This window comes from Hyalangium versicolor (assembly GCF_020103695.1).
GTDB lineage: Bacteria > Myxococcota > Myxococcia > Myxococcales > Myxococcaceae > Hyalangium > Hyalangium versicolor.
Map to the genome: position 1 here is coordinate 1 of NZ_JAHXBF010000013.1, position 22,474 is coordinate 22,474.

Here is a 22,474-nt window from a genome sequence, read left to right on the forward strand (position 1 = left end):
TACAACCGCAAGCGCCGACACTCGAGCCTCGGCTACCTGAGCCCGAGGGACTATGAACGGGCCGCACTACCTGATAGGTTGGCAGCATAACTCCCGTGTCCACTAAACCGGGGCAAGCCCAAATCAGCTTCATGTTTGTCAGGCCTTGGCGATGGACGAACGTGGCGAAGCGCTCGGAAACGACGATGTTTCCTTGAAGGCCTCGGGGGCGGAACACGTCCTCGCCCTGCCAGGTGTCTGGCTCCAGAGCGAAGCCGTGGAGGGTGTCCACTCCCGCAGACTGGCACTCGGGGCACGTTATGGGCTCTGAGCGGCGGATGCGGGTGCGTGCCTCATCCACGGCTCCGCGACCAAAGCAGGGCGTCACGGCGACATAGCGGGGGAGGGCGGATGCCTCAGGTCCCTTGCGTTTCCCGCGGATGCGGACCACCTCGACGGGATGGAAGCCGCTCAATCCCGTCAAACCATCCTCTTGAAAAGCCTTGGCCATGCGCTCGGAGAGGAGCACGTCGTAGCCAGGGCCTTTCACGAAGTCTCCGGCACACTCGCCATGCAGTTCCAACTCGACTTGATGAGGAGGAAGCCATGTCCGCATGCCGATGGAGTCTCCGCACTGCGGGCACCGAGGTGCCCTGCCGAAGTGGGTGGAATCGACGGCGAGCGACTGGGTGTCGCACGGCCCGGACGCGTCGTGCTTGAGCACGAAGAAGCGCGGGTCAGGTGCCAGGCCCGAAGCCATTCGGGAACCTCTTGAGCATGTCTGGGCGGTTGTAGAGCTCACGGCGGAACTTCGAGGGAGCCGCTTCCCGCCCCAGCGCCTCGGGCGGAAAATCCCGAGGCGAGGGGAGGGGTTACGGCGAGTGGGCCCTCCCGGATTCGAACCGGGGACCAATCGGTTATGAGCCGACAGCTCTGACCGCTGAGCTAAGGGCCCTTCTCAAAAACGACAACGGGCGACGGGAATGAGTATCCCGCCGCCCGTAGCACTGACAAGGGGCACCGGCTCCCTCAGGAGCCGGGCTCACCACCCCGCGCTCAGCTCTCCACGAAGGAGCGCAGGCGCTTGGAGCGGCTGGGGTGACGCAGCTTTCGCAGCGCCTTCGCCTCGATCTGGCGGATGCGCTCGCGCGTCACCTCGAAGTCCTGACCCACCTCTTCCAGCGTGTGGTCGCTCTTCTCGCCAATGCCGAAGCGCATGCGCAGCACCTTCTCCTCGCGCGGCGTCAGCGTCGCCAGCACCTTGCGGGTCTGCTCCGCCAGGTTCATGTTGATCACCGCATCCGCCGGCGACACCAGGCTCTTGTCCTCGATGAAGTCGCCCAGGTGGCTGTCCTCTTCCTCGCCAATCGGAGTCTCCAGCGAGATCGGCTCCTTGGCGATCTTCAGCACCTTGCGCACCTTGTCGAGCGGCAGCTCCATCTTCTCCGCGATCTCCTCCGGAGTGGGCTCGCGGCCGATCTCCTGCACCAGGTAGCGGCTGGTGCGGATGAGCTTGTTGATCGTCTCGATCATGTGCACCGGGATGCGGATGGTGCGCGCCTGATCCGCGATCGCGCGGGTGATCGCCTGCCGGATCCACCACGTGGCGTACGTGGAGAACTTGTAGCCGCGCTTGTACTCGAACTTGTCCACCGCCTTCATCAGGCCGATGTTGCCCTCCTGGATCAGGTCCAGGAACTGAAGGCCGCGGTTCGTGTACTTCTTCGCGATGGACACCACCAGGCGCAGGTTGGCCTCCACCAGCTCGCTCTTGGCGCGCTCGGCCCGCTTCTCGCCCAGGCGGATGGCGTCGTAGTTGCGCCGCAGCGCCTCGACGGGGAGGTTGGCCTCCTCCTCCACCTTCTTGATCTTCCGCACTGCCGTGCGCACGTCGCGGTCCAGCGCCTCGAGCTGCTCCGGCGTGAAGTTCAGCTGCTTCTGCAGCTTCTTGGCCGTGTTCGGGTTCTCGCGCGCCTCCTTCAACTGAGGCCGCAGCTCCTTCATGTTCACCACGTTGCGGCGCTCGATGTCCCGCAGCTCTTCCTCGGCCTTGTCCACGCGCTCGATGAGCTGGCGCAGGTTCAGGACGATGCGGTCCACCTGCTTCTTGTTCAGCCGCATCTCCTCCAGGACCTCCATCATCTTGGTCCGGAGATCCTTCACCTCCTGCTTCACTTCCTTCTTCTTGACGTCGGTGAGCTTCTTCTTCCCGGAGAGCTCCTCCTCCAGGACTTCGCAGTCCTTGGCGAACTTGCGGAAGCGCTCGATCTGCTTGTTGATCTGCTCGATCTTGTTGAGCTCGCTCTGGGCCAGCTGCTGCGGCTGCTCACCCTCGGCGCCCTCCTCGGGAGCATCCTCCGCACCCTCGGCCTGAGCCTCCTCGGGCGCGTCCTTGATGACGTCGCGCACGCGCAGCTTGCCCGTCTTCAGCTTGTTGCCGATGTCGAGGATCTCCGCCACGGCCACGCGGCAGGCCAGCAGGGCGCGCAGCACTTCCTTCTCGCCCTCCTCGATGCGCTTGGCGATCTCCACCTCGCCCTCGCGGGTGAGGAGGCTCACGCTGCCCATCTTGCGCAGGTACAGGCGGACCGGATCGTTCGACTTGCCACCCGGCTCGTCGTCCTCGTCCTGCTCCTCCTCGTCGGACTCCTGCTTGTTCTCCTCCTCGACGGCGACGGTGGGCTTGATCTCGTTGGACTGCGCCTGCTTCTGCGCGTCGACGATCTCGATGTCGTTGTCGCCGAACATGCTCATCACGTCGTCGATCTGATCCGACGACACGATGTCCGCGGGCAGCGCGTCATTCACCTCGTCATAGGTGAGGAAGCCCTTCTCTCGCCCCGCGGCCAGCAGGTCCTTCACTTCCTTGCGCTCGGCGATGGCCTCTTCCTCGACCTCGTCCTCCACCGCGTCGGGATCGACGTGGACGGCGGCGGCCGCCTCTTCCGCGGCCTCCTCGGGATCGATGTCGTCGGCGGAGGCCTCGGTGGTGCTCTTGCGCTTCTTGAGCTTCTCCGTCGCGGTGGCCACGGCCTCCGCGCGCTCCTCGGCAATCGCAGCTGCGGCCTTCGCTGCACCCTTGGCCGCCGCGGCGCTGTCCGCCCCCGTCTTCTTCTTGCGGATCGTCGGATCCACCTTCTTCTTGGGCTTCACGGACCCCTTCGAGGGCTTCTGCGTCGGCATTCGGGTACTTCTCCTTAGAAAACAGGGTCTTGGCCTGGAGCGAGCCGGCCGATCTACCGCAAAGTACTAGAAAGTTACAAACGCGAACTCAAACCGGTTGCAGAGGGGCCTTTGTTCCCGGCACCGAGGGGCGAAGCTCCTCCTTGATGCGTTTCTGAAGAGCCACCAACGCGATGCGTTCCTGAAGCAGCCGCTTTGTCTCCTCCGTGAGTTCGGACGCGCCAGGAGTCTGCTTCGTGGCCTTCTCAATATAACGGAGCTGTTCCTCGACGCGCCGCAGCGTCAGGGTGCGGCACACCGCGAGGAATGCCTGCTCCAATGCGGCCCCGCCCTCGGGGAGTTGGCGCATGGCCACCTCGAGGGCCCGCTTCACCGGCTCGGCGGCCTCGAAGAGCGCATCCTCCGTGCCGTTGCCCGAGGTCGCCTGGGCGAGCACCACACGAAGGCTCGTGTGGGATATTTCATCGCATGCCCGATAGGGATCTCTGGCCAGGAGGCGCGGCTCGCGCAGGGTCGCGGCGACGTAGAGGGCCTCCATGGCGTCCGGAGGGCGCACGGAAACGGGCCTGTCCGCCGTGGTGGGCCGCTGGGCGCCGGAGGCTCCTTGGGGGGCTGGAGGCTGGGCGGGCTTGGGAGCGGGTTTCGTAGGGCGAAGGGCGGCTTCCAGGTCTCCCACCGGCAGGCCGAAGTGGCCGCCCACGGCGTTGAGGAAGGCCGAGCGGACCAGCCCCAGGGGGATCAGGGCCGTCATCGGTTTGAGCCGCTCGAGCGCCGCCATTTTTTCTTCGAAGCTTGCCTTGGCGCCATTGGGCAGGACGGTGGCGAAGATGTGGGAGGTCAACGGCTGGGCGTCCTGGAGGAGGCGATCCACGCCGTCTGATCCTTCCCGACGCGCGAACGTGTCGGGATCATCCCCTTGGGGCAGCAGGGCAACTCGGGCGGCTGCTCCGGCGGCGAGCAGGGGACCGGCAAGCCGCTCGACCGCGTTGAGGCCGGCCTGGTCTCCATCCAGCAGGAGGATGAGTTGCTGGGCCTCGGTGCGGCGCAGGAGTTGAAGGTGGCCCGGGGTGATGGCGGTGGAGCACAGGGCCACGGCGTGGCGCACTCCCACCTGGTGCAGGCCGATGCAGTCGAAGTACCCCTCCACGAGGATGGCCGCCTTGCGCCGGCGGATCTCGTCGCGGGCCTGATCCATGCCGTAGAGCGTCTCGCTCTTGTTGTAGAGCCGGGATTCCTTGGAGTTGAGGTACTTGGGGCCCTCCTCCGCACCGAGCAGGCGGCCTCCGAAGGCGATGGGGCGGCCCTCGGGGGCGCGGATGGGCACCATCACCCGGCTGCGGAAGAAGTCGTAGTAGCCGTCCGAGTTGTTGCGGCGCTGGACGAGGCCCGCCTTGACTCCCCAATCGGTCATGCCGTTCTTGGTGAGTTTGTCGGCCAGCAGGCTCCAGGTGTTGGGCGCCCAGCCGAGCCCGAAGGCGTGGGCGGTCTCCTCGGAGACGCCACGGTTGGCCAGGTACTGCCGGGCTGTACGGCCCTCGTCCTGCCAGAGCTGGGTGCGGAAGTGCTCGGCGGCCAGATCCGTGACTTCCTTGATCTGCTGGCGCTCCTTCGAGCCAGGATCCTGGGCGGCCTCGACGTCCACGCCCACCTCGCGGGCGAGGTCCTTCACCGCGTCCACGAAGGTCTTCCCCAGGTAGCGCTGGACGAAGGAGACAGCATCCCCGCTCGCCCGGCAGCCGTGGCAGAAGTAGAAGCGCTTCTCCGGGACGACGTAGAAGGAGGGCGTCTTCTCCTGGTGGAAGGGGCAGCGGCCCTTGTACTCGCGCCCGGACTTCTTGAGCTCCACGTGGCGGGAGATGAGAGAGACCAGGTCCACCCGCTCGAGGATTTCTTCGATCTTGTGCTCAGGGATCACGTGGACTGACCCTCGGCTGGGAAATTGCCGGTGAGCATGCCCCACGGCTCCGACGTCCCGGGTTGAGACGTCCAGGCCTCTGGGATGAGCACCTGGCCCCAGGATGGCTCTGAATCTAGTCCTTGGGCGGTGGTAGGGAAGAGGGGGAGGGGGGCCCGCTGGCGCGGCACGGAACGGCTCTGCTCCAGCGAGGTAGGCACGGGTGCGGCTCCTCCCACCGGATCAGCGCCGCCCAAGTGGGCGGACGTGGCGGGCTGGGAATAGCCCTTAACGTTGGATCGTGCCCGGGGCAAGCTCCCGACCCGGTGAGCGGGGCGGGAGCCGGGTTCCCGAAGGATCAGGACAGCTTGGCCAGCTGCGCCTTGACCTCTTCCGAGATGGCGCGGCCCTCGGCGCGGCCCTGCACCTTGGGCTGCACGGCCTTCATGACGGCGCCCATGTCCTTGGGGCCCTTGGCGCCCACGGCGGTGATGGCGGCAGCCACTTCGGCGCGGAGCTCGTCCGCGGAGAGCTGCTGGGGCAGGTACTTCTGGAGGACGCTGATCTCGGCCTCTTCCTTCTGGGCCAGATCATCGCGGCCACCGGCCTTGTACTGATCAACGGAGTCGCGGCGCTGCTTGATCAGACCGGCGATGACCTTCTCGATGCCGGCGTCGTCCAGGGCGGAGGCCCCGGGCTCCACTTCCTTGTACTTGATGGCGCTCTTGAGCATCCGGATGACGCTCGTGTTCAGCTCGTTCTTGGACCTCATCGCGTCCTTGAGGTCCGCGTCGAGGCGCTCCTTGAGGGTAGCCATGGCAATGACTCCAACCTGAGTGGGAAGGGGAGGGACGACGGTTGCGAGCCAGGGCGGCTGACGGAAGCAGCGCCCCGGCTCACACAGGCGCTAGAACGACTTGCGCGCCTTCTTCACCGCGCGCTTCTTGGCGGCGAGGGCCTTCTTCTTGCGCTTCACGGAGGGCTTCTCGTAGTGCTCGCGCTTGCGGATCTCGGAGAGGATTCCCGCCTTCTCGGTGGCCTTCTTGAAGCGCTTGAGGGCGCTCTCGATAGACTCACCCTCCTTGACTCGAATACCGGGCAATGCAGTCACCTCCTTCCGCTGTGCGTCAAAAGTCGTGAAAAAGGCAGCGGATATGGCGCAGCGGCCGACAAAACGCAAGGACGCCCTCCAAAATGAAAGGGGGGCTTCGGCTAAAGTAGTGCGCCCGTGACTCCCGCTCTGCTCCTGCTCCTGGTGCTGTCGGCCGATCCTCGTGGCGGCGCGGGGACCACCGGTTGTTGGAAGGCCTGCCAGCGGCACGTGCAGGAGCCATCCCTCAGGGCGAAGGTCTGTCGGCTGTGCATCGTCCAGGGTGGTACCCAGGACTGGGTGCTGATGCTCGGGGACGTGAAGCCGGTACCCCAGAGTTCGCTGAGTTCGGCCCTCACGGATGAGGATTGGCGGATCCGCTGGGCCGCCGTGCGCGCCAGTGCCAAGGCCCGTGGAGTGTCCGAGCCTCGTGCCCTGGCCGAGTGGGTAACGGGGACCCAGGCCACGGCGGACCTGCCTGCCTGCCTCACTGCCGCCCGGGCCGCCGCCGAGGCGGGAAGCACCCCTTCGGCCTTCCTGCAGGGGGCGGGGGACAAGGGCGTTGCAGCTGCCGCGCGCGTCCAGGCCCGGAAGGACGCCATCCGCCAGGAACTGGAGGTGGAGCTGTACTCCCCCGACGCGGGGACCCGTGTGCGGGCCTTGTCGCACCTGGCCCCTTTCCTCAAGGTCTCCGCCGCTCGGGTGGTGATCGACGCCATGGAGAATCGCCCGGAGTCCGGAGACGAGGCGGTGGCCGGGGCCTTGCTCGGCTTCGCCGAGCGCAACGACACTTCCGTGGGCCGGATGCTTGTCGAGGCGGCCCAGCAGCCGGATCAGGAACGCGTGAACCGGCTCTTCGCCATCTACTCTCAGCAGTTGCAGGCTCTGCAGTCGGAGCTCTCCTCTGCGGAGTCGTTGACGCGGGCCAACGCGGTGCGACGGCTGCGCCTCTATGGGCCTCTGGCCCAGCGGGAACTGGACCATGCCCTGCAGGACCCGGACACCCATGTGCGACAGGCCGCCGCGCGCGGGTTGGCCCAGGCCGAGGGGCTTACGCTGGTCCAGGCGGTCGGAAAGCGGCTGCAGTCCGGTGCGGAACTCGCTGTGCAGAGGCCCTGGTTGGAGGCGCTGGCTCACGAGAAGACCTGCCAGCCGGCGCTGCTCACCGTGGCGGAGGACGTGACGCAGCCCCTCTCCATTCGGGGCGAGGCACTCGCCCAGCTCTCTGAGTGTGATGGGAACTCCGGGGAACGCACCCAGCGCGTGCTGCCGTTCTTGAAGGAGGCCCAGCCGCCGCTTCGCGCTGGAGCCCTCCGTGCCATGGCCGGACCCTGGCAAGGGGAGGTGAGCGAGGTAGTCAAACCCTCCTTGGAAGATCCTGCCCCCGAAGTCGTCGTCGCGGCGGTCGACACCGCGGCCCTCAAGCGGAAGACGGGGCTCGCTGATGACATCGCTCAGTTGCTCGGCTCGGAGAGTGCGGAGGTGCGACAGGCTTCGGCACGTGCCCTTGAGCGCCTGGGAAAGGATCGGCACGTCAAGGCGCTCTCCCAGAGTCTCGAGAAGGATCCCGTCCCCGCTGTCCGCGTCGCCGCGGCGCAGGCGCTTGGGGTGCTCGGAGGCCCCTTCGCCATCTCCGCGCTGAGCCAGGCGGCCGAGAAGGACTCCGACTCGCACGTGCAGCACGTGTCCCGCGAGGTGCTCAAGCGGCTGGGCTTCTCCAACCGCTGAGGTGCCGCAGCCCGAAGCTCAGGGGCCGCTGGTGACCTTGGCGTCCACCCGGTTCCGGCCCGCGCGCTTGGCCCGGTACAGGTACTTGTCCGCCGCCGCCAGCAGGTCCTCCGGCTGGGCGAAGTCCGAATCCAGCAGCGTCGCTACGCCCAGGCTGATCGTCACCTTGATAGGCGTGCCGCTGAAGATGAAGTCGCTGCGGTCCACCGCCTGCCGGCACCGCTCGGCACACGCCAGCGCCTGGGCTTCCTCGGACTCGCGCAGCATCAGCGCGAACTCCTCGCCGCCGTAGCGCGCCAGCAGGTCCTCGGTGCGCACCGTGTCGCTCACGCGCTGGGCAATGCGCGTCAGCACGTAGTCACCGGCCGGGTGCCCGTAGACGTCGTTGATCTTCTTGAAGTGGTCCACGTCGAACATCACCAGCGACAGCGGCACCCGGTGACGCAGGCAGTAGGCGAACTCCTTGCGCAGCGTCTCCATGAAGTACTTCTTGTTGTAGAGCCGCGTGAGCCCGTCGCGCGTGGCCGACTCGTAGATGCTGCGCTGGTACTGCTCCTCGAGCTGGTCCTGGATGGAGAACTTGAGGACCGTGTTCGAGCCGATCTGGATCTTGTCGCCGTCGTACAGCGGCGCCGTATTCACCCGCAGGCCGTTGAGGTACGTGCCATTGGTGCTACCCAGGTCCACCAACTGGAAACGCCCGTCCCCCAGCGCCACCACCTTGGCGTGCTTGCGGGAAATGCCGTCGTCCTCGACCTGGAACTGGGCCTCCGCACTGCGGCCAAGCACCGTCTCCGAGCGATCCAGCTTGAACATCCGTCCAATACCGGCCGCGGACTTGGCGCTGATCACGATCAGATAGGCGCTCTGCTGCTGAGCGTTGCTCAGCAGGTCCGCGATCGAATGGACGTTTGTCTTCTCCTCGGACATCTCCCCCCCATCTTAAGGGCCGGTATTTCGTGGCGGCAAGCACACACACCGCCAATGTGGCACATGCCCCCTTCACCGGGCGTGTAGCTTGCGCCTCCGCTGGGGGGCGGCGGGTGGGGCAGGGGGGCGCCCCACCGTCAGCTCACCGGCCACCGGAGCCTGGATGAAGCGGCGCACCGCGTCCAAGGACGAGTGGTAGGCCAGCGCCTGCATCAGCTTCACCAGCGCCGCAGAGGGCGTCATGTCCCCTCCACCAATGGCTCCCTCCTCCAAGGCGGCCACCCCGGACTCGTATAGGGTGAGGTCCACTCCGTTGCGGAAGGCCTGGCTCACCACCACTACGGGGATGTTGCGCTCCCGGGCCTGGGCGAACAGCGGGCGGAGTGAGCGGCCAAGGGAGGGATCGATCGGGAAGTTCCCCGCCCCGTACGCCTCAAGGACCAGGCCGCGTACGTGCGGCAGCAGCGCCAGGGGCAGCGCCGGGTCCAGCCCTGGGTACACCTTCAGGAGGAAGACGCGCGGATCCAGCTTCTCTAGGAGCCGGAAGGCCCCCTTGGGACGAAGGCCCGGCTCGAAAGTGGCGTCCACCCCCAGCGTGCCCAGCACCGGGAAGTTGGGGCTCTCGAAGGCGTCATACTCGGCCACCTTTACCTTGCGGGTGCGGTTGCCTCGGTAGAGGTGGGAGTCGAAGCAGATCGTCACCTCGCGTGGACCATTGAGCGCCGAGAGCACCGAGTCGATGAGGTTGAGCCGCGCGTCCGTCCGGATCTTCCCCAGCGGGCGCTGCGAACCGGTAAGCACCACCGGCCGAGGCAGTCCCCGGAGCATGAAGGAGAGCGCACTGGCCGTGAAGGCCAGCGTGTCCGTGCCGTGCGTCACCACCGCCCCGTCGAAGTCCGGCAGCCTCCGGTACAGGTGGGCCGCCATGCCGCTCCACAGCTCTGGCTGCATTTCCGAGCTGTCCAGGTTGGAGAACAGCTCCAGCTCGATGTCGGCCAGGTCGAAGAGCTCCGGGACACGCGCTTTCAGCGTCCGGAAGAAGGCCGAGGGCCGCAGCGCGGAAGGCCGCCCTCCAGCCATCCCCAGCGTTCCCCCGGTATGCAGCAGCAAGACTTTGGGCATGAGCGGTCCTTCACTGACAAAGCCCGCCTTCCTTTACAAGCCTTGCGCGCGTAGCTAAGACCCCCCGGCGTGTCCTCCTACTGCTGGAAGCGCGCTGTCCTCCTGCTGGCCGCCGTGTCCCTGACAGGGCTGGCCTGTACCAAGACCCCTGAGGTCGCCCCGGGCGACAAGGGGGGCTCTACCCCACCGTCCGCCACGCCGGCGACCCCTCCGCCCGCGCCCGCGACGCCGCCTCCGGCCGCCGCGGCGCCCTCGGCCAACCCTGCCGCGGTGCTCACGGGCATTCCGGGCATGGACTTCTCCTCGCTGCCGCCCGCGGCCCAGCGCGAGCTGTCCACCATCCTCAGCGACGAGTTCTGCTACTGCGGCTGTCCCCACAGCCTGGGCCAGTGCCTGCGGCAGCACACCCCCTGCAAGCACGCCAAGCGGATGGCGCGCCTGGCGGCCTCGTTCGTGGCGCAGGGCGGCTCGGCCAGCGAGACGATCGTCGCCATCTCCCAGTACTACGCCGCCTACCGCGAGCCGCGCGTGGAGCTGAAGGTGGACCCGCGCATGTGCATGGGGGACGCCAACGCCCCGGTGACGGTGGCCGAGTTCTCCGACTTCGAGTGCCCCTACTGCGGCAAGGCCCGTCCCGTGCTCGAGGACTTCGCCCGGAAGAACCCCACCAAGGTGCGCTTCTGCTACCTGCCCTTCCCGCTGCCCATGCACGCCAACGCCATCCCCGCCGGCCAGGCGGCGCTGTGGGCTCGCGACCAGGGCAAGTTCTGGGAGATGCATGACGCCCTCTTCGCCAACCAGGCCAACCTGTCTGTCGCTTCGCTGCCGTCGCTGGCCACCCAGCTCGGCCTGCCCGGCGCCAAGCTCCAGGAAGTGCTCAAGGGAGACTCCTATAAGCAGGAACTGGAAGGCTTCCGGGCCCAGGGCAAGGCGGCCGGCATCACCGGCACTCCCTCCATCTTCTACAATGGACGCTCCTTCAAGCTGCCGCCCGAGCTGGATGTGCTGACCCAGAGCCTCGAGGACGAGCTCGAGTGGCGCGCCAACAACAACGCGTGGGCCGCGGACTGAACGCTCAGGGATGACACCGCCTCGCTTTCGCATCGACGGGTCTTCCCAACTCGTCCCCGAGGAGCGCCAGGGGCCGCCAGCGCTGGTGGGCCGGTCGGGCTCGTACGCGCTGATGCCCACGGGGCCGGATCTGCTCGTCTTCTCGCGCGTGCCCGCCGAGGGCCGCACCATCCCCGCGCCTCGGGTGGTGCTCGCGGGAGATGCCGGTGGCTTCCCGCTGTCGGACCTGATCGCCTTCCTCAGCCAGTCGCGCTGGAGCGGCATCGTCCGCGTGCGCACCCCGGGTGGCGAGCGCTCCATCACCCTGCGCGAGGGTGAAGTGCGGGGCGCCAGCTCCGATGATCCCGCGGACCGGCTGGGCGAGGTGCTCATCCGTCTGGGCTACGTGGAGCGCGCGAAGATCGAAGAGGTGCTGCGCGAACAGCCTCCCTCCAAGGTGGGCCGCGCCCTGGTGGAGCGGGGCTACCTGCAGGCGCACGATCTGTTCAAGTGCGTCACCCATCAGGTGAGCGAGATCTTCCACGCCATCGTTCTGTGCCGCGAGGGCTCGTTCTTCCTCATCGATCAGCCGGTGGACGACAAGACCACCCACAACATCCAGCTCACGACGCAGAGCTTGTTGATGGACAGCATCCGGAAGATCGACGAGATGGCGCACTTCCGGAAGCGCATCCCCCACGGGCGGCTCTATGTGGGCCGGAAGCGCGCCTCGGACGGCAAGTTGGAGGCGGACGAGGACCGCGTGCTTGCCATGCTGGACGGCAAGCGCACCCTGCTCGAGTTGGGGCACGCCGCCAAGCTGTCCGAGTTCGACATCACCAAGGTCGTCTTCCGCCTGCTCGAGGGCGGCTACGCGGTGCTCTCCGAGAAGCCGCTCGTGCCCGTGGCTGCGCCTCCGGAGCGGGCCTCCACCCCGGCCTCCCCCGCGAGGCCCGCCGCCGCGGTGAAGCAGAGCCGGGTGGATCACCGCGAGGTGGCCCGCGTCTTCAACCTCATCTTCCGGGAGATCCGCGACGAGGTGGCTCGGCAGAGCATGGACACCGAGTTCATCGCCTCGGCGAATGCGGCGCTCTCCGGGCAGGCGCTGTCGTCCTCCCCGGTGCTGGAGGGGCTGTCGCTCGCGGGCGATGGCTCCTTGCCCGAGCAGCGGCTCATCGAGGCCTTCGAGCGTCACCGCGGACACCTGGGCTCCGAGCCCATCGCCTCCTTCAAGCAGGCGCTCAGCGACGTGATGTTCTTCCTCCTCTTCCAGGCGGGAGAGCTGCTGGAGTCCCGCGCGGATGAGGACCTTGCCCGGCGTGTGAAGGAACTGCTCGCCACGCTCGAGACGCCGTGACGGATCTGCCTCGGCTCACGGAGGAGGTGCCTGGCTGCGGCGGCGCCTTCAAGCTCGTCCCCGAGGACTTCGAGGTCGAGGAACTTCCCGCGTATCTGCCGGGCGGGGAAGGGGAGCACCTCTATCTCTGGGTGGAGAAGCGCGGCAGGGACACGCGCGAGGTGGTGAAGGCTCTGGCCCAGACGCTGGGCTTCCCCGAGGGCGAGGTGGGCGTGGCGGGCATGAAGGATCGCCATGCCGTCACCCGGCAATTGCTCTCCGTGCCGGCCCGGGCGGAGGCGAGGCTGTCCGAGTTCTCGATGGAGGGCGTGAGCGTGCTGTGGGCGCGCCGGCACGGCAACAAGCTGCGGACCGGGCACCTCAAGGGCAACCGCTTCCGGCTGCGCCTGCGAGGCGTGAAGGACCTGGGCGCGGCGCGCGAGTCCCTCTCCCGGTTGGTGGCGAGAGGTGTGCCCAACTACTTCGGAGAGCAGCGCTTCGGTCGAGAGCGGGACAACGCCGAGAAGGGCAAGGCGCTCCTGCTGGGCCAGAGGCTGCCGCAGCGGCCGGATCGCTTCCAGCGCAAGCTGTACCTGTCCGCCTTCCAGTCCCTTCTCTTCAACCGGGCCCTGGCCGCTCGGCTCCGCGCGGGCACCTTTGATCAGGCGCTCCTGGGAGACGTGCTGCGCAAGGAGGACACCGGTGGCCTTTTTGTCTGCGAGGCGCCAGAGGTGGATGGCCCGCGCGTGGCCGCCTTCGAGGTGAGCCCGGCCGGCCCCATCTTCGGTCCGAAGATGACGCCCGCCGCCCATGTCGTGGCTGAGGCCGAAGCCGCGCTGCTGACCGAGGAGGGCATGACGCTCTCGGACTTCAAGCGCGGAGGCGGAGAGACCGAGGGAACCCGGAGGCCCTACCGCGTCCGGATCGGCAACCCCGAGTTCTCGCCCGAAGGAGAGGACCTGGTGCTCGCCTTCGAGCTGGCGCGTGGCGCCTACGCCACCGAGGTCCTCGCCGAACTGCTCAAGGAAGGCTGAGCCCCGGAGGTGGCGGGGTGGGGCTCGAGGCCCGCACCCCGTCTGGCCCGGGGGCCCGGCCCCTTACGGCGCCGGGGGCGTCGCCGGGGCCTGATCGTCGACGATGTTGAACTCGGTCCGGCGGTTCTCCGCGCGGCCTGCCTTCGTCGCGTTGGACGCGATCGGCTTCGTTTCGCCGAAGCCCACCGCCTCCAGCCGGCCCGGATCGATGCCCAGCTTGATCAGCTGCGCCATCACCGAGTCCGCGCGCTTCTGCGACAGCTTCAGGTTCGACGTGTCGTTGCCCACCGAGTCCGTGTGGCCCTCGATGCGCACCCGCTTGATGGACGGCGTGTCCTTCAGCACCTGGGCCACGTCCGCCAGGACCGCGAGGCTGTCCTTGCCGATGATCTTCGCCGAGTTCGTGGCGAACTTGATCTGCTTCTTGATCTGGATCTTGTCCTTGAGGACTTCGACGTTCTTGTACTTCTTGGGGCAGCCCTTCTCCTCGGGGACACCGGGCTGCTCGGGGCACTTGTCGAGCCGGTCGACGATGCCGTCCCGATCCGTGTCCTTATCCGGGCAGCCGTTGTTCTCCGCCGGGCCCGCATCGGCCGGGCACTTGTCGAGCCGGTCGTTGATGCCGTCCTTGTCCAGGTCGGTGTCGGGGCAGCCCGCGTTCTCGGCCGGACCCGCATCGTTCGGGCACTTGTCCTGACCGTCCGGGATGCCGTCACTGTCGTTGTCCAGGTCCGGGCAACCGTCGTCGTCCTTGAAGCCGTCCTTGTCCTCGGGCTCGTCCGGGCACTTGTCCTGCGGATCGTTGATGCCGTCGCCGTCCTTGTCGACGATGGGGCAGCCCAGGTTCTGGATCGGGCCCACGTCGTTCGGGCACTTGTCCGCCGAGTCGACGATGCCGTCGTTGTCGTTGTCCAGCTCGGGGCAGCCGTCCTGATCCTGGAAGCCGTCGTGGTCCTCGGCCTGATCCGGGCACTTGTCCAGCTTGTCGACGATGCCGTCGTTGTCCCGGTCCTTCGGCGCTTCCTCCGGGCAGCCGGCGTTGTCCTTCAGGCCCGGGATGAGCGGGCACTTGTCGTCGCCGTCCAGCACCCCGTCCTTGTCGTTGTCGGGATCCGGGCAGCCGTCCTGGTCCTCGAAATTATCCTTGTCCTCCGGCTGATCCTGGCAGGGATCATCCTTGTCGAGGATGCCGTCACCGTCGGTGTCCGTCTCCTCGATGCGCACCACCACCTGCTGCTGGGGCTGTTGGGGCTGCTGAGGCTGCTGGGGTTGCTGGGGTTGCTGGGGCTGATCCGGCTTCTCGCGCACCACCACGCGCTGGGGGCCGCAGCTCTTGGAGAGCTCCAGCGCCCGCTTGATGGAAGTCTCCGCGGTGCGGATGTGCTCGGAGGCGCGGAAACTGCTGCCCTGGCTCAGCTCGCCACGGGCAAAGTCGAGGTTGGCTTCGGCCGTGGCCAGCTCCACCGGGGCGCAGCGCAAGGCCCCGCTGCGGCGGGCGCGCTCCACATCCGCCTGGATGACCTCGGAGTCAGCGCGGATCTTGGATCCGCTGACACAGGCGGAGCAGGCAAGCAGCAGCGCGGTGGCGAGGAATCGCTTCATCGGAGGTCGCTCACACGTCAGGGGGTGGGGCGGGTATCAGTGGCGGAGGTGGACTCGGAGCCCGCGGTGGCCATGGCCTTCTCGCGAGCCTCGTTGGCGTACTTGGATGCCTTGACGGCGAAGTCCACGCCGGCCTGGTAGTCCGAGTACCCCACCTCCTCACGCGCCTTGTGGATGTAGAGGTTGGCGGAGGTCCACTCGTAGGGAGCCAGCTTCTCGGCTCCGGCGGTGCGGGCTGCCTGGATCTGGACCTCCGCGTCGAGGATGTTGGCCGTAGAGCGCACCGGGCCGCACCCGGCGAGGGCGCCCACCACTGCCACCAGTACCGTCAGCTGCTTCATGGACAGGCCTTGAGGTGAGAGGCTGGACTACGAATGTTCAGGTCGTATCAATCGAGTCCAGGGGGGTCAAGAATCGGGCACATCCAGGGGGCAGCCAGGCGAGTTGGCCAGGGTTTTGACAGGTTGGCACGGGCCTTGTCATCGTCCGACACCGTGCGCATGTCCTCCCGTTCCCTAGGCTTGGCCCTTTTCCTGATCGCTTCGCTGGCGCTGGCGGCGGGGCCTCGTGCCACCCAGAAGCGGCTCAGCGGCCGGGTCCAGGTGGATGAGCAGATCGAGTCGCTGCTGCGGGGCGGCTCGGTGGCCAATGTGGTCTCCCGCCTGCGCTACATCGGCGAGCGGGACTACGCGGCCGAGTCGCTCACGCAGTTGCTGCGCAAGGTGCTGGAGGATCGCCCGCGCCGCAACATCGTCGCCACGTTGGCCGGGCTCGAGGTGCGCAGCGCGGAGCCTGTCCTCGTGAGACTGGCGCAGGATGAGGACAGCACGGTGCGCATGTATGCCGCGCAGGGCCTGGGTCGGCTGCAAAGCCGGAACGTGCTCGTGCTGGTGCCGCTGTTGGAGGACAAGAGCCTCGGGGTACGCAAGGAGGCGGCCAAGGCGCTGGGGGCTTCGCGCAACCCCTCCATGAGCAAGCTCCTGCTGGAGGCGGCCAAGAATGAGGCGGAGGTGGATGTGCGCGCGGAGATGCTCATCGGCGCCGGACGGGCCGGAGACGTGAAGCAGGCTCCCTCCCTCAAGGCGTACCTCAACAGCGACTCCGAGAGCACCCGCTTCGCCGCGGCCAAGGGGCTGTGCCTGATGGGCTCCGATGACGGCTTCACGTTCGCCAACAAGCTGCTCGGCGCGCAGGACAAGTACGTGCGCCGTCAGGGTCTGGAGCTCTACGAGGGGGTGCCCGCGAAGAAGGCCACCCCCGCGCTCACGCCGCTCCTCAACGACGCGGACCGCTCGCTGGCCGCGGGTGCCGCGCGCCTGCTGTACCAGGGCGGGGACAAGAAGATGCTGGACTGGCTCGTGCTGGCCTCCTACCAGGCCAAGGGCGACGAGAAGCTCGCCTACGAGAAGGAGCTGGAGACGCTGCAACTCGCCGATGATCAGCGCAAGGGCATCCTCCGCAAGGCGGGCATGGTGAAATGATCAGTCTCGCCTTCGCGCTCACCTCGACACTGCTCCTGACGCAGGCTCCCTCTTCCCCCGTGCCTGGAGGATGGGCGGAGTTGACGCCCGAGCAGCGCGCCACCCTCCTGAAGGCCGCGGAGCCCGGGGCCCAGCTCGACCAGCGGCTGCTGCACGTGAGCGAGCGCTTCCTCGGCACGCGCTACCTGGCCTCGCCGCTGGGCGAGGGCAGCGGCGTGGATCCGGATCCGACGTTCCGCACGGATGCCGTGGACTGTCTCACCTTCGTGGAGGAGACGCTCGCGCTCAGCCTGGCGCGCCAGGACGCCGAGGTGCCCACGCTGCTCGAGCACATCCGTTACGCGAGCAGCCCCGTCTATGAGGATCGCAACCACCTCATGGAGGCCCAGTGGCTGCCCAACAACGTGCGCAAGGGCTTCCTCACGGACGTCACGCGCCGCTACGGCGGAGAGGACACCGCCCAGGTGCGCAAGGTCATCACCGCGCGCACGTGGACGTCCCGCTCCTCGCAGGAGCTGAAGCTGCCCAAGGACCGGCAGCCGGTGGGGACGTTCTCGCTCGACATCATCCCGCTGGAGCGGCTGCTGGCACACGCGCGGCAGATCCCCTCGGGCACCATCATGGTCATCGTCCGGGATGATCTGCCGCTCAAGGCCACCCGCATCACCCACCTGGGCTTCGTGGTGCAGAAGGGCAAGCGCACGTGGCTGCGCCACGCGGCACGCAACGGCTACTTCCGCGTCGTCGACGAGGACCTGGAGACGTTCCTCGCGCGCAACGCGCGGTACACGAAGTGGAAGGTGACGGGGGTGAGTCTCTTCGAGGCTCACCATCCCGATGAGGCAGGCAAGGGAGCGGTTGTCCGCTCCCAGTGACGCCCCCGGCTCAGGTGGCCGTGCCTGGAGCGCTGACGGCGTTCTCCGTCTCGCGCTCCTCTTCCTCGGCGGCCTGCGCGGCCTCTTCGGCCGTGGCATCCAGCTGCGCCTTCTCGCGAGCCAGCAACTCGGTGGCCTTCTGCACCTGATCTTCGGGCACGAGGATCTCCCACCAGGGGTGGGGATTTCCCGTAGTCAGCACGTCCACCGTGCCCCCGCGGCGCGGCCGCGAGAAGACGGGGATGTGTTCGGCCTCCAACAGTCGGACGTAGTCTTCCGCGGTGAGCGGATCCTCGGCGGTGCCCACACGGATGAACTCCCGGGTGTCCCGCTCATGCGGCAGGGGGAGCCGGCGCTGGCGCATGGTCTCCGCATCCACCAGCTGGCTCCCGGGACAGTCGGCACACTCCGTCACGTGGTCCTGGTACTCCGAGCCGCACTCGACGCAGTATTTCATCGCTCCCTCCCTCCCCCACATACTGGGGCCTGCCCTCGAAATTAGCACGGGGGGGTCAGTGGCGCGCGGACTCCCCGAGACTTTCCACGGCAGCGGACAGTCGGTCCACGTCGATGGGCTTGCGCAGCACCACGTCACAGTGCTCCGAGCCCTCCACCTGTGCGTAGCCGGAGACGAGGATGACACGGGCCTCGGGAGACAGCTCCTTCACCCGTTGGGCGAGCGCCGTGCCACACAGGCCTGGCAGTGACTCGTCCGTGACGACGACGTCTGGATGATCCGCTTCGAAAGCCGCCAGGCCCGAAAGCCCATCCCCCGCCGTGCTCACCTCGAAGTCGACCTCCAGGATCTCCGCCAGGAGCTCCCGGCTGTCGCCATCGTCCTCGACCAGCAACACCCTGATGCGGTCCGTCCCAGTGCCCATGCGACTGAGCAACCCATGTGAGTGCGCGGAACGTCCGGTACGGCGGGGAAGCTCACTCCGTTGCTTGGAAGGGAAGCAAGGGAGCAGGGAATGTCCCCCTCACCAGCCAGAGCAAGGCTGCTCATCTTCAAGACCGGAGGTGATCACATGAAGGTGTTGATGCGGGGCGTGCATCTGTCCCTGTCGGATGGGCTGAAGGCATATGTGCAGGAGCACCTGGTGGACCACATCGAGCGGCTGTGTGACGACCAGGAGGCGTCGGAGATCGACATCTCGCTGGTGGACATCAACGGCCCCAAGGGTGGTGTGGACAAGGAGTGCCGCGTGACGGTGCGGCTGCCGGGCCTGTCGGCCATCCACGTCACGGAGACGTCCGAGACACTGCATCAGGCGATTGATGCATCGCGTGATCGCATGGAGAACGCGTTGAAGCGGACGCTGGAGCGGCGGCGAGACGTGTCGAACCAGGGGCTGTCGCAGGATGTGGCCTCGGACGCGGCTCCCTACTAGTAGAGCGAGCAACCGGGGGCTCGGGCATCCAGGCCGTTGGCGGGACGCCCGGGCCCTGGGGTAGAGCCGTCGTCGATTCTTGCTGGCTCGGAGCGGTGAACGCTATAAGCGGGAACCCTTACCTACCAGGGCCAAAGGACGGCGATGGTTCGCGTCAAGTTCCTCATTTTCGCACTCCTGGCCATCGGCCTGGGGCTGGCTCACCTCCTCCTCCTGTCGAAGCCGATGGGAGCGCGCGCCATCGAGGATGCGCAGGCCCAGGCTGCCGCTGGCACTGCGGAGGTGGTGCGCACACTGGAGGCGAACCGAGGCATCGCTCGTGCGCTGGCACTGAAGCTTGCTACCAGCGCCGAGCTCGTCACCGCCACGCAGGAGCTGAGTGGCTCGGAGCCGGTGACAGCCGAGCGCTTTGCGCCGGTGCGGGCTGCCGCGGAGGCGCTGCTGCCCAAGGAGCTGCCGGGCGTGGTGATCGGCGTGGTGACCGAGGGCGGTGCCTGGTACGCGCGCCCCGGTGAGGAGCCCTCGTCGAACGCGGAGGCGCTGGACATCAAGGCGCTGAGCCAGGCGGAGGCTTCCTCGGTGGTGGATGCCTTTGGCGCGCCACATGCCTTCGCCTCCGTGCCGCTGGGGTGGAAGTTCGTTCGCATCCCGGGCGCGGAGAAGCTGGAGACGCAGCTGAGCGCGACGCTGGTGGTGGGCGTGCCGCTGCTGCCTGAAGGCTCCCTGGACAACGCGGTGAAGGCTTCGGGAGTGAGCGCGCTCGGGCTGGTGAAGGGAGATGCGCTGGCGGCCAGTGGTGGCGCTGAGAAGCCGTTGCTCGAGAAGTCCTTCGGCACGCTCAAGGTGGGTGGGCCTGCGGTGGCCGTGCAGAGCGGGAAGGTGGAGGCGCTGGGCCCCGTGCAGTTGCCGGTGCTCACCACCGGCAAGGACTACCTCGGTGGCCAGGCTCCGCTCGTGGTGGGCACCCGCCGCGCCCTGGAGGGCACTCCCTATGAGGTGGTGGCCCTGACCGGCACGAAGCTGATGGGGACGCTCGCGGCGTATCAGCGCAATGCGCTCTTCGGCCTGGCGGGCCTGCTGGGCCTGAGCCTGGTGTGGACGGCGCTCATGGGCTCCAGCAAGCGCAAGGACGACTCGGAGTCCGAGTCCTCGGGCGACACGCTGGGACTCGGGAGCGCGATGGCGAACATGGCTCCGCCGCAGGCTCCGGCCCCGCATCCGCAGTACGCCGCCGCTCCCGCCGAGCCTCCTCCGGCCACGCATCCGGGGCTCGAGCTGACGGGTGCGGCCACGGCCGTGCCTGGGAACGACTTCCCGTTTGCTCCGCCACCCTCGGCGTATGACGCGCCTGCGGCTGTGGCGCCGACGCCCACGCCAGCTCCCTTCGCGTTCCCCCCTCCGCCGCAATCGCAGCCGCAGCCTTATGAGGCGCAGGCCTATGCCGGACAGGCCGCGGATCCGTTTGCTCCGCAAGAGGCGGATCCATACGCTGGGCAGCCTTATGGCTCCGCGCCGATGCCGTTCGACTCCGATCCGAGTCAGGCGCAGCCTCCGCCAGGGGGCAATGGAGTGGCTACGGCGACGGCTCGGGCGGGTGCGTTCCACTTCGAGGAGCTCCCTACGGCGGCGTACTCGCTCCAGCAGGCCGCGGATCCGTACGCTGCAGCGGTCGCGATGGACAGCCCGGAGACGACGCGCGTGGCCGCCATTCCGCGCGAGCTGCTCCAGGCCGCCGCTCGTCCTCCGACCCAGGAGCTGCCGTTGCCCGCGCCATACCCGACGCCGGCTCCGGTTCCTGCTCCCGCGGTGGCTCCGGTGCCGTGGAACGATTCGGCCCAGCAGGCCATCCCGCTTCCGGGCGCGAATTACCAGCAGTTCCTGGGCAACAGCGGGGACGCCTTCTCCGAGGAGGAGTTCCACTTCCAGGAAGTGTTCCGGGAGTTCGTCATCACCCGCGAGAAGTGCAGCGAGCCGTCCGACGGGCTCACGTACGACAAGTTCGTGCAGAAGCTGCGCAAGAACAAGGAGCAGCTCGTCCAGAAGTACGCGTGCCGGACGGTGAAGTTCCAGGTCTACGTGAAGGAGGGCAAGGCCGCCCTCAAGGCCACGCCCGTCAAGGACTGAGTCAGAGGGCGCGAGGCAGCACCACGCTGAAGCGTGCGCCCTCGCCCGGCTCTCCGCCCACCTCCAGCTTGCCGCCGTGCTCCTGGAGGATTCGCGCGGCGATGGCCAGCCCCAGGCCGGTGCCTCCCTCCTTGGTGGTGAAGTAGGGCTCGAAGATGCGGGCTCGGTGCTCGGGAGGAATCCCCGGGCCGGTATCCTCCACCTCCACGATGGCGTCCGTCTCCGTGCCCTTCACCCGCACGCGCACGGAGCCACCCTTGTCCTTCATGGCCTCCTCCGCGTTCTTCACCAGGTTCACCAGCACCTGCGTGAGCTGGTCGCGGTCCGCGCGCGCCACCACGCCCGTCTGCAGCGTGGGCAGCAGCGTGATGCCCTCCGGCGGCGTGGCGTAGAGGGACAGCACGCTCTGCGCCAGCTCTCCCAGATCCACCGGCGCCAGCTGCGGCTTGGGCAGCCGCGCGAAGCGACTGAACTCGTCGACGATCCTCCGCAGTCGATCCACCTCCTCCAGCACCACCGCGGCGCTGTCTCGGAAGAGAGTGGGGAAGCGTGCGTCCTGCGCGCTCTGCGCGGCCAGCAGCGTCTCCAGCGACATCTGGATGGGCGTGAGGGGGTTCTTGATCTCGTGCGCCAGCCGGCGCGCGACCTCCTGCCACGCGGCGATGCGCTCGCTGGCCACCAGACGCTCGGTGGTGGAGCGCAGCTCGGAGGTCATGTGATTGAAGGCTCGCACCAACTCCGCCACCTCACCGCTGGCCTGGGCCGTCACCTGCACGTCCCTGGCTCCTTCCCCCACGCGGCGAGCACCCTCGGTGAGCGCCTCCACGGGCCGGGTGATGCGGCGGGACATGAGCAGCCCCAGCAGCATCGCGAACGCCAGCCCGAAGCCGGCCAGTACGAGGAAGGCGTTGGTGACGCCGCGCTCCGCCTCCAGCACCGCGGCACGGCTGAAGGTGAGCCGCACCGCGGCCGCGTTCCCCAGGGGAATCACGCGCTCCACCGTGGGCGGAGCCGCACTGCCCGCCTGGGCAACCACCGTGTCTCCCGAGCGCAGCGACACCTGGGCCTGGGTGATGCGCGCCAGGTGCTGGGCGAGGCCCTCATCCAACTGCACCCCACCCACCACCCACAGCCTCAGGTTGCCGTAGTCCTTCGGGCGGGCGATGACGAGCGCGGGAACGTCTCGCAGCCCTGCGTCGCTTCGCACGCTCACTCGCGCCGACACGGGCTTGGAGGCCTCCTGCTGGGTGACGGCGAAGAGCTCGGGATCCGGATCGCCTCGGCGCGCCGGCAGATGGCCGGAGGACAGCGTGGTGCCCTGGCGATCGAAGAGGCTCAGCACCGTGAGGCCTCGGCTCTTCATCAGTCCCTCGGCGGTGTCGGCCTGGATGACGCGGGTGGGCGCTTCCTGCGCGTCCCGAGCCAGGTCCTCCATCGCCGTGCTATCCACCAGCTCCTCGATGGCGCGCTGAGCGCGCTCGGCGGAGCGCTCCAAAGCCTCCTGGGCGGAGGTGGTGGCGCCCTCCATCCGCGCGTCGAGTTCGCGCGAGAGGGTGGTGCGCAGGCGGCTGAGGGTGAGGGGGACCACGACGGCCAGAGGCACCAGCGCCAGCAGGGCAAAGGCGAGCGCGAGCCGGGTCCTCAATCGCATGGGG

At 67.9% G+C, this 22,474-nt stretch carries 20 protein-coding genes and 1 tRNA gene; 8 read left to right on the forward strand and 13 right to left on the reverse strand.

Translation table 11 applies throughout. The features are described from left to right. From KY501_RS26045 to rpsU, 6 genes are all read right to left on the reverse strand, one after another. On the reverse strand, window positions 1-739 hold a 739-nt coding region (locus KY501_RS26045; protein ID WP_224366427.1), incomplete at its 3' end, for a hypothetical protein. A 122-nt stretch (window positions 740-861) separates the two neighbouring features. After that, window positions 862-934, reverse strand: a tRNA-Ile gene (locus KY501_RS26050). Between the two features lie 101 nt (window positions 935-1,035). Beyond that, window positions 1,036-3,162: an RNA polymerase sigma factor RpoD gene (gene rpoD / locus KY501_RS26055; RefSeq protein ID WP_224366152.1), complete on the reverse strand. Its 2,127-nt coding sequence runs from the start codon at window positions 3,160-3,162 to the stop codon at window positions 1,036-1,038. 88 nt (window positions 3,163-3,250) lie between these two features. After that, window positions 3,251-5,077 (reverse strand): DNA primase, encoded by a 1,827-nt coding sequence (gene dnaG, locus KY501_RS26060; protein ID WP_224366153.1) that lies wholly within the window; start codon window positions 5,075-5,077, stop codon window positions 3,251-3,253. Window positions 5,078-5,414: 337 nt separating this feature from the next. Continuing rightward, window positions 5,415-5,873 (reverse strand): GatB/YqeY domain-containing protein, encoded by a 459-nt coding sequence (locus KY501_RS26065; protein ID WP_224366154.1) that lies wholly within the window; start codon window positions 5,871-5,873, stop codon window positions 5,415-5,417. A gap of 90 nt (window positions 5,874-5,963) precedes the next feature. Next, the gene (gene rpsU / locus KY501_RS26070; RefSeq protein ID WP_002614080.1) at window positions 5,964-6,158 is read right to left on the reverse strand and encodes a 30S ribosomal protein S21; all 195 of its coding nucleotides are present in this window, start codon (window positions 6,156-6,158) and stop codon (window positions 5,964-5,966) included. Between the two features lie 126 nt (window positions 6,159-6,284). On the opposite strand from rpsU, the gene KY501_RS26075 reads away from it, so the two are divergent. Next, window positions 6,285-7,874, forward strand: coding sequence for a HEAT repeat domain-containing protein (locus KY501_RS26075; RefSeq protein ID WP_224366155.1), 1,590 nt, complete (start codon window positions 6,285-6,287; stop codon window positions 7,872-7,874). Between the two features lie 18 nt (window positions 7,875-7,892). Here the strand turns inward: KY501_RS26075 and KY501_RS26080 are convergent, their stop codons facing one another. Both KY501_RS26080 and KY501_RS26085 read right to left on the reverse strand, forming a co-directional pair. Then, window positions 7,893-8,804, reverse strand: coding sequence for a GGDEF domain-containing protein (locus KY501_RS26080; RefSeq protein WP_224366156.1), 912 nt, complete (start codon window positions 8,802-8,804; stop codon window positions 7,893-7,895). Between the two features lie 72 nt (window positions 8,805-8,876). Beyond that, window positions 8,877-9,926: an asparaginase gene (locus KY501_RS26085; RefSeq protein WP_224366157.1), complete on the reverse strand. Its 1,050-nt coding sequence runs from the start codon at window positions 9,924-9,926 to the stop codon at window positions 8,877-8,879. 69 nt (window positions 9,927-9,995) lie between these two features. Between KY501_RS26085 and KY501_RS26090 the strand changes: the two genes are divergently transcribed. Genes KY501_RS26090 through truD form a run of 3 tightly spaced genes read left to right on the forward strand, consistent with a single transcriptional unit; the run spans window position 9,996 to window position 13,346 of the window. Further along, window positions 9,996-10,997: a DsbA family protein gene (locus tag KY501_RS26090; protein ID WP_224366158.1), complete on the forward strand. Its 1,002-nt coding sequence runs from the start codon at window positions 9,996-9,998 to the stop codon at window positions 10,995-10,997. A gap of 10 nt (window positions 10,998-11,007) precedes the next feature. Beyond that, window positions 11,008-12,333, forward strand: coding sequence for a DUF4388 domain-containing protein (locus tag KY501_RS26095; protein WP_224366159.1), 1,326 nt, complete (start codon window positions 11,008-11,010; stop codon window positions 12,331-12,333). Then, window positions 12,330-13,346, forward strand: coding sequence for a tRNA pseudouridine(13) synthase TruD (truD, locus tag KY501_RS26100; protein WP_224366160.1), 1,017 nt, complete (start codon window positions 12,330-12,332; stop codon window positions 13,344-13,346). The genes KY501_RS26095 and truD overlap by 4 nt, the downstream gene beginning before the upstream one ends. A 63-nt stretch (window positions 13,347-13,409) precedes the next feature. Here truD and KY501_RS26105 read toward each other — a convergent pair whose 3' ends face one another. Both KY501_RS26105 and KY501_RS26110 read right to left on the reverse strand, forming a co-directional pair. After that, window positions 13,410-14,948 (reverse strand): OmpA family protein, encoded by a 1,539-nt coding sequence (locus KY501_RS26105; RefSeq protein ID WP_224366161.1) that lies wholly within the window; start codon window positions 14,946-14,948, stop codon window positions 13,410-13,412. Window positions 14,949-14,965: 17 nt separating this feature from the next. After that, window positions 14,966-15,289, reverse strand: a complete 324-nt coding sequence (locus KY501_RS26110) for a DUF4398 domain-containing protein (RefSeq protein WP_224366162.1) — start codon at window positions 15,287-15,289, stop codon at window positions 14,966-14,968. A gap of 180 nt (window positions 15,290-15,469) precedes the next feature. On the opposite strand from KY501_RS26110, the gene KY501_RS26115 reads away from it, so the two are divergent. Next, window positions 15,470-16,429, forward strand: a complete 960-nt coding sequence (locus KY501_RS26115) for a HEAT repeat domain-containing protein (protein ID WP_224366163.1) — start codon at window positions 15,470-15,472, stop codon at window positions 16,427-16,429. Next, the gene (locus KY501_RS26120; RefSeq protein ID WP_224366164.1) at window positions 16,426-17,304 is read left to right on the forward strand and encodes an N-acetylmuramoyl-L-alanine amidase-like domain-containing protein; all 879 of its coding nucleotides are present in this window, start codon (window positions 16,426-16,428) and stop codon (window positions 17,302-17,304) included. Before KY501_RS26115 ends, KY501_RS26120 begins: the two co-directional genes overlap by 4 nt. Before the next feature lie 10 nt (window positions 17,305-17,314). Here KY501_RS26120 and KY501_RS26125 read toward each other — a convergent pair whose 3' ends face one another. Both KY501_RS26125 and KY501_RS26130 read right to left on the reverse strand, forming a co-directional pair. Beyond that, on the reverse strand, window positions 17,315-17,761 hold the full coding sequence (locus KY501_RS26125; protein ID WP_224366165.1) for a putative signal transducing protein: 447 nt from the start codon (window positions 17,759-17,761) through the stop codon (window positions 17,315-17,317). Window positions 17,762-17,816: 55 nt separating this feature from the next. Beyond that, window positions 17,817-18,185, reverse strand: coding sequence for a response regulator (locus tag KY501_RS26130; protein WP_224366166.1), 369 nt, complete (start codon window positions 18,183-18,185; stop codon window positions 17,817-17,819). Between the two features lie 147 nt (window positions 18,186-18,332). Between KY501_RS26130 and KY501_RS26135 the strand changes: the two genes are divergently transcribed. Both KY501_RS26135 and KY501_RS26140 read left to right on the forward strand, forming a co-directional pair. Continuing rightward, window positions 18,333-18,695 carry an HPF/RaiA family ribosome-associated protein gene (locus KY501_RS26135; RefSeq protein ID WP_224366167.1) on the forward strand — a complete coding sequence of 121 codons (363 nt, stop codon included), beginning with the start codon at window positions 18,333-18,335 and terminating at the stop codon, window positions 18,693-18,695. Window positions 18,696-18,839: 144 nt separating this feature from the next. Further along, window positions 18,840-20,819, forward strand: coding sequence for an MXAN_5187 family protein (locus KY501_RS26140; protein ID WP_224366168.1), 1,980 nt, complete (start codon window positions 18,840-18,842; stop codon window positions 20,817-20,819). A gap of 1 nt (window position 20,820) precedes the next feature. Here the strand turns inward: KY501_RS26140 and KY501_RS26145 are convergent, their stop codons facing one another. Then, window positions 20,821-22,470, reverse strand: coding sequence for an ATP-binding protein (locus KY501_RS26145; RefSeq protein WP_224366169.1), 1,650 nt, complete (start codon window positions 22,468-22,470; stop codon window positions 20,821-20,823). Window positions 22,471-22,474 lie beyond the last annotated feature (4 nt).

Excerpts from the sequence above, each read along its gene's own strand:
- rpoD (WP_224366152.1), bottom strand. The coding sequence starts at position 3,162 with ATGCCGACGCAGAAGCCCTCGAAGGGGTCCGTGAAGCCCAAGAAGAAG.
- KY501_RS26065 (WP_224366154.1), bottom strand. The coding sequence starts at position 5,873 with ATGGCTACCCTCAAGGAGCGCCTCGACGCGGACCTCAAGGACGCGATG.
- KY501_RS26080 (WP_224366156.1), bottom strand. The coding sequence starts at position 8,804 with ATGTCCGAGGAGAAGACAAACGTCCATTCGATCGCGGACCTGCTGAGC.
- KY501_RS26085 (WP_224366157.1), bottom strand. The coding sequence starts at position 9,926 with ATGCCCAAAGTCTTGCTGCTGCATACCGGGGGAACGCTGGGGATGGCT.
- KY501_RS26095 (WP_224366159.1), top strand. The coding sequence starts at position 11,008 with ATGACACCGCCTCGCTTTCGCATCGACGGGTCTTCCCAACTCGTCCCC.
- KY501_RS26105 (WP_224366161.1), bottom strand. The coding sequence starts at position 14,948 with ATGAAGCGATTCCTCGCCACCGCGCTGCTGCTTGCCTGCTCCGCCTGT.
- KY501_RS26110 (WP_224366162.1), bottom strand. The coding sequence starts at position 15,289 with ATGAAGCAGCTGACGGTACTGGTGGCAGTGGTGGGCGCCCTCGCCGGG.
- KY501_RS26120 (WP_224366164.1), top strand. The coding sequence starts at position 16,426 with ATGATCAGTCTCGCCTTCGCGCTCACCTCGACACTGCTCCTGACGCAG.
- KY501_RS26125 (WP_224366165.1), bottom strand. The coding sequence starts at position 17,761 with ATGAAATACTGCGTCGAGTGCGGCTCGGAGTACCAGGACCACGTGACG.
- KY501_RS26130 (WP_224366166.1), bottom strand. The coding sequence starts at position 18,185 with ATGGGCACTGGGACGGACCGCATCAGGGTGTTGCTGGTCGAGGACGAT.
- KY501_RS26135 (WP_224366167.1), top strand. The coding sequence starts at position 18,333 with ATGAAGGTGTTGATGCGGGGCGTGCATCTGTCCCTGTCGGATGGGCTG.
- KY501_RS26140 (WP_224366168.1), top strand. The coding sequence starts at position 18,840 with ATGGTTCGCGTCAAGTTCCTCATTTTCGCACTCCTGGCCATCGGCCTG.
- KY501_RS26145 (WP_224366169.1), bottom strand. The coding sequence starts at position 22,470 with ATGCGATTGAGGACCCGGCTCGCGCTCGCCTTTGCCCTGCTGGCGCTG.